The organism is Paenibacillus artemisiicola, from assembly GCF_017652985.1.
Taxonomy (GTDB): domain Bacteria; phylum Bacillota; class Bacilli; order Paenibacillales; family Paenibacillaceae; genus Paenibacillus_Z; species Paenibacillus_Z artemisiicola.
In genome coordinates, this window is record NZ_JAGGDJ010000094.1 from 1 (window position 1) to 5,356 (window position 5,356).

Sequence of the window (5,356 nt, forward strand, 5' to 3'; positions counted from 1 at the left end):
AGACTTCATTTATAACGCCTCCTAAGGTGAGTTCTGAGGGCTGCAACCCAGTACATACTCATCCTAGCGAGGCGTTCGTTTTTCTGCAAATCGCATCTACTAACACCTACAGGAATGTTAACGGGCAGATTAGTTCAAAAAATTATATCCTTCCAAAGGAATTCTTCTTTGTTATGAAGAAAGATTAATAACAACGAATATGTCGCTAGGAAGGGCGTGATGTTTGCGTTATGAAGTATGTTAGAAATACTACGTTTCGTAGTTTGCATATTTGCTCCATGCAAAGTCTATATGACAATAATGCGGTTGTTTGCATGGATCGGTTCTAAATTAACCGTACAGCAGGGTATTAAAGAAAATAAACCGCTTGTCATATAGGCTTTGTAACCTTCCCATCGCTATTAGATGAAGGGGCGAAGCTAATGAAGTACGTTTCAGCAAATGAAGTATTGCCTGATGATTTGATTTGTGAAATACAAAAATATATACAGGGCAAGACCCTGTATATTCCTGCACCAAAAGGCTCTAGGGCAAAATGGGGGAAAGATTCGGGTCAGCGCGAATTACTTTTGAAACGAAACGCTGAGATTCGCAAGCACTTTCGGGAGGGTGAGAATCTGGATCACCTTGCGAGTCAATACTGCCTTTCTCATGACAGTATTAAGAAGATAGTTTATAAAAGGGAATTGTAAAAAGCGGCTCGCGTAAACAAACACGCGGGTCTTTTTTATGTGAAAAATAAATAGATAAATTCTTGGCCTATTTTTAATGCTAAAACTTTTTTAAACTGATAATTAGGAAAGAAACTTTGGCTTATGGGGGATGTTTATGCTAAGCATTGAAAAGGTGGAAGCTACTCGAAAAGAGACTTTGAAAAATTTAATGACTTTGTTTTTGCATGACTTGTCTGAATATAACGAAAAACTCGAATTAAATCCTGAGAACGGATTGTTTGAATTTGATGTATTTGATTGGTTTTTTGATAAAGAAGGACTAACACCGTTTTTTATTAATGTAGAAGGTAAACCAGTGGGATTTATTCTTTTACAGAGTGGCCCTTATTCCAACCAAGAATTCGCTGACTATGTATTAAATTCTTTCTTTATCTTAAAGAAGCACAGAAGAAAAGGAATTGGTAAATTAGCTTGTAACAAGTTCTTTGATTTGTATCCCGGTAGATATGCAATTAGTCAGGCATTAAACAACACACCTGCTATAAGATTTTGGAAAAGTGTCTATGAATCATACGGGATTATTCCTTTTGAAAAAGAAGAAATTGAAGATGGAATCAACGTAGTCTATCAATACTTCAAAACTCAACCCAAATTAAGCTAAATGGGAACGATAGTTCACTAAAGGGCTGCCACATGGCAGCCCTTTATTACGCTAAACGGGCAGGATAACGCAACAAGTAAGTGGAATATGTTCCAGCAAGAGGGTGATAAATGTGATTCCAATCGATATCAAAAACATGATTAACGAATTTCTCCAAGAGGATTTAACTCAGCGAGGAAATGTGGAAACTGTAGTTCTATGCGGTTCCTATGCAACGGGAAGGGCGTCTACGCAGAGTGACATTGATTTGTGTTACATTGGGGATTTTTCAGCTTTCCATCGAGAAAGCATTGTTTCTAAAGGCCGTGAATTTCAACTTATGATTGCCCCTTGGTCCTGGTATAAGCACGTTATATTGGAATATGAACAAGAAGGAACGAATATCGGCACTATTACTGTAATGCTTGCTACAGGTGTGTGTTTAATCGGAGATAATGATAAGTGGCAAACAATGAGAGCTCAAGCTGAATCCCTATATCATAAGGGGCCCAAAGCACCTTCAGTTGAAGAAGTCAGAAAAATACGCGTTCGTATTACTGATTTATGGGAAGATTTTTGCGACGCCAAAACTGAACTTGATCGGAAATGGCTTGCAACGGAAACTCTACAAAAGTGTGTCGAAGCATTTTTCTTCCTTCGTAATTGGTGGGCGGTCAAACCCAAGTATCAAATGGAGGATCTAAAAGCGCGCGATCCCATTATGGGTGATCTCTTAATACGTTGTATTGAATCGCTCGGTTCAAAGGAAGGCTTAAACAGCATCTGTGAATATGTACTTGAGCCAGTTGGTGGTTGGATGAAGGAATCGTGGAAGTCATAAAGCGTTTAAACTAACTGGGAACGTTAGTTGAACAACGCAAGGGCTGCCAACCTGGCGGTCCTTCGTTACGGGTAGAATAGTAGTTCCAATACCCAGCAGAGGAGTTTAATTCGTGATGTGAACAGCCGCACCGTATGTGGTCGTGCCTGTATCAATCCTCCACTCGTAATCCCCTGCCATCAGATTGCCCGGTACCGTACCTTCAATGTGCCATTCTCCATTGGTCACGGTCGATTGCATACTTAGAATCGTTTTGTCGCCCTTCATCAACGCAACGTTCGCGTACTCTGCGCGGGAGCCGTGGCCAATCACCGAGAACGATGCACCCGCATGGAGCCCATTCGGTGCTTCATACGGCTTTACTTCCGGCATCCAGCCGAGGAACCCTTTCCCTACGAAGAGGTACAGCCAATCCGACGTTGCAAAATACGTTTCGTCATCCGGTCCGGATACCCAAATGCGATTATCTGCGGGCAAGCAGGAGGTCGTCGTGCTCCCTCTGTCATCACTACCCGTCTTGCACGTCCACGCTGGTCGGATTTGCAGCTTCCTTCCATCTTTAATTTCAATATTTAGCGCCATGCTGCGTCCGCTAAGCGGAGAAGTTAGTCCGTTACCGTCGATTCGCTCCGCCGCCTCTAGCTTATGAAGAAGCGTAGCGATTCGGGCTCGGTCGATGGAACCGAACAAGGGGCGGCTTACCATCCCGGTCGGGATCGGCCATGTCATGTAGGCGAGGTGAACGTCTACGGCAGTTAGCCTGGCAATACCATCATTCGCGGACGCCGATGCTCCGATTGTTGCTGTCTGGCCGTTAGCGTCCTCATACAACGCACGTCCCCACGTTCCGGTGAAAATCACAGCTTTCCGCTTGCTTTCGGACGGAGCGGTGCCGTTGATGACCAGCGTTCCCGGTCCGCCGTCGCCCGTCATGAACCGTCCTTGCTCGCAGACGATATAGCCAAGATTCATGACCGGCTCCTCGGCTGTATCGAGCTCCACAAACGTATAGGTTGTGTCCGCCATAATTAGGGTATCGGGAGGCTCATCGCAGGAACTCGATTGTCCGACTTTAGCTCGATCCTGCATCTCCGAATGCTCCACGATTTTCCGCGGCGATGAAGACAATGGCAAAGCATGCTGGTCTTGATGCTCGCACCCGCTCAGCAAACTAACAAGCCATGCCGCCGAAAGCAGAATTGTTAATCGTTTCACCATCACTGCTCCTTTGTGCGTTTTCCTACTAGACAATGGACTTCGATAAAAAGTTGCTTGCTGGCCCAAGATTCCGAGAGAAATCTTGTTTTTCTTGGGTGGGAGAACCACGCAGCCAATAGCCAGAAGGTTTCGTCGTGCCCCTCTAATCATCCTTTGCGTGCCGAAGCAAGCTTTTTTAAGGCTAGCGTGATTCAACTAATGGGACACCGTAGTTCAATGCACACAAATGCAACTGGTGAGAAATGATCGGGAGCCATTATTCAACTAACTGGCAGGATAGTTAACTCAATTTCGCAAATATATCGTAATCAATTAATTTCTAAAGGCTGTATATTTGAAGAGTCCGTACTTGTAAGTTCACACAGGAGGGTAAAGCCGAAATGAGAAAAATTCGCATCCATGCTGTAGCACTGTTCATCCTCGCATGTTGTTTGGTTGTAAATAATCTTGTCGCTGCTGAGCTGGCGGAAGAGAATAAGCTCGTTCCCGAAGAAGGTGTGTACGCTTTTTTTATTTTGGAAATCGGCAGCTCAACGATGATCTTCAATGGGAAGCAGGAAGAGATCGATCCTGGCTACAAGACATCTCCGGTGCTGATGAGTGGAAAGACTTTAATCCCGATGAGAGCTATTATTGAAAAGCTTGGCGGCTCCTTGAGCTGGGATGCATCGCAGAAGAAGATCTACATCACCTACAACGGCAAACGGATCACTTTGCAAATCGGCAGCAAGACTGCCGTTGTCGGAGATAGCAAGGTGCAGCTTGATCTAGAGGCGCTTGTTCGAAAGGACCGGGTCATGATGCCGCTGCGGTTTGTCGCCGAGAATCTAGGCTGCAACGTCTACTGGCATGGCAACAACACAATCACGATTAGTACGAATGCGTTGAAGGACACGTACTCCGCTGATCGCTTTAGCGTAGATGATTTATCCATTTACGATGCGATCCTGAAAAAACAAATCTGCCTCGGCATGACGAAAAACGAGATCGATGCGATCTACGGATTTAAGCCCGAGGATCCTTTCATGGGAAGATATGAATATGAAGGGCTACAAGTATTTTATCGGGATGGCGTGGCTGCCGGATTGCTGGTGAGTTCGGGCGAAAACTTAACGACGAGATTCTCGACAGTCCGCAATGTCACGTTCTTCAGCCCTAAGAGCTATGTCCGGAAGAAATACGGACCGAGCCTTGAGGAGGTAGAAGACGTTCCAGACGGCGAACGCTATGGCACCTATCTATTTCGGAAAGAGGGCAGCGGCGCAGAAAGCACATTAGTGAAGCTGGAAGCTTCCCCTCCGTTAACGGAGCCGAAGGACAATTTGTATTATGTGTCGTTTCTGTATGATGAGAGCAAGGACAGGAAGGTTACGTTCATGCTGATCGGCGATTATGAATTCGGGATGCTGGGGAAGTAGAATAATTGATAACCGGATCACTTTTGTTGGTAAAATCCAGAAGATTGAACTAACGGGACGGTAGTTCATTCATAACACGACGGCAGCCGGCCTCAGAATCTGAACTGCCCCCCGTCAAGTAGACAGGCAAATAAACAAGTCAATTAGGCGGCCTTAGTCCTGTACTCCATCGGACTGAGGCCGTTTAGTTTTGCTTGTAATCGTTCATGGTTATAAAAGTGGATGTAGGCCCGAATATCTCTCTCAAGATCATCAAAAGTATGGTACGTGTGCAAATAATACTTCTCACATTTAAGAGTCCCCCAGAATGATTCCATTGGACCGTTATCTATGCACCGTCCTACACGGGACATGCTCTGGATCATGTTACTGTCATCCAAGAGCTTCTTAAAGCCCAAAGAAGTGTATTGGTAGCCTCGATCGCTGTGAAGCATGGGGCTGCTTCCTGGAGCAGCTTGCAAGGCCTGTCTCAACGTCTGGAATACAAGAGGGTTGTTATTGGAACGCCCTAATACATAGGAGACAATGGATTTATCATGAAGATCGAGAATAGCGCTCAAATAAG

General features: G+C 45.0%; 6 protein-coding genes. 4 read left to right on the forward strand and 2 right to left on the reverse strand.

Going from position 1 to position 5,356, the window contains the following annotated elements; translation table 11 throughout:
- Positions 1 to 422: 422 nt before the first annotated feature.
- The 3 genes from I8J29_RS33050 to I8J29_RS33060 all read left to right on the forward strand — a co-directional run bounded on the left by I8J29_RS33050 (position 423) and on the right by I8J29_RS33060 (position 2,155).
- The gene (locus I8J29_RS33050; protein WP_208851510.1) at positions 423 to 692 is read left to right on the forward strand and encodes a CD3324 family protein; all 270 of its coding nucleotides are present in this window, start codon (positions 423 to 425) and stop codon (positions 690 to 692) included.
- A 136-nt stretch (positions 693 to 828) separates the two neighbouring features.
- Positions 829 to 1,335 (forward strand): GNAT family N-acetyltransferase, encoded by a 507-nt coding sequence (locus I8J29_RS33055; RefSeq protein ID WP_208851511.1) that lies wholly within the window; start codon positions 829 to 831, stop codon positions 1,333 to 1,335.
- A gap of 112 nt (positions 1,336 to 1,447) precedes the next feature.
- The gene (locus I8J29_RS33060) at positions 1,448 to 2,155 is read left to right on the forward strand and encodes a nucleotidyltransferase family protein (protein ID WP_208851512.1); all 708 of its coding nucleotides are present in this window, start codon (positions 1,448 to 1,450) and stop codon (positions 2,153 to 2,155) included.
- Positions 2,156 to 2,260: 105 nt separating this feature from the next.
- Here I8J29_RS33060 and I8J29_RS33065 read toward each other — a convergent pair whose 3' ends face one another.
- Positions 2,261 to 3,373: a hypothetical protein gene (locus tag I8J29_RS33065; RefSeq protein ID WP_208851513.1), complete on the reverse strand. Its 1,113-nt coding sequence runs from the start codon at positions 3,371 to 3,373 to the stop codon at positions 2,261 to 2,263.
- A gap of 380 nt (positions 3,374 to 3,753) precedes the next feature.
- Here I8J29_RS33065 and I8J29_RS33070 point away from each other — a divergent pair, with 380 nt between their 5' ends.
- Entirely contained in the window at positions 3,754 to 4,791 is a 1,038-nt protein-coding gene (locus I8J29_RS33070) for a stalk domain-containing protein (RefSeq protein ID WP_208851514.1), read from the forward strand.
- Between the two features lie 143 nt (positions 4,792 to 4,934).
- Here the strand turns inward: I8J29_RS33070 and I8J29_RS33075 are convergent.
- Positions 4,935 to 5,356: IS3 family transposase (locus tag I8J29_RS33075; RefSeq protein ID WP_208851515.1), on the reverse strand; the 422-nt coding region annotated here is incomplete at its 5' end.

Bases quoted from the DNA above. Each gene is read 5' to 3' on its own strand.
- I8J29_RS33065 (WP_208851513.1), bottom strand. From the start codon at position 3,373: ATGGTGAAACGATTAACAATTCTGCTTTCGGCGGCATGGCTTGTTAGT.
- I8J29_RS33050 (WP_208851510.1), top strand. From the start codon at position 423: ATGAAGTACGTTTCAGCAAATGAAGTATTGCCTGATGATTTGATTTGT.
- I8J29_RS33055 (WP_208851511.1), top strand. From the start codon at position 829: ATGCTAAGCATTGAAAAGGTGGAAGCTACTCGAAAAGAGACTTTGAAA.
- I8J29_RS33070 (WP_208851514.1), top strand. From the start codon at position 3,754: ATGAGAAAAATTCGCATCCATGCTGTAGCACTGTTCATCCTCGCATGT.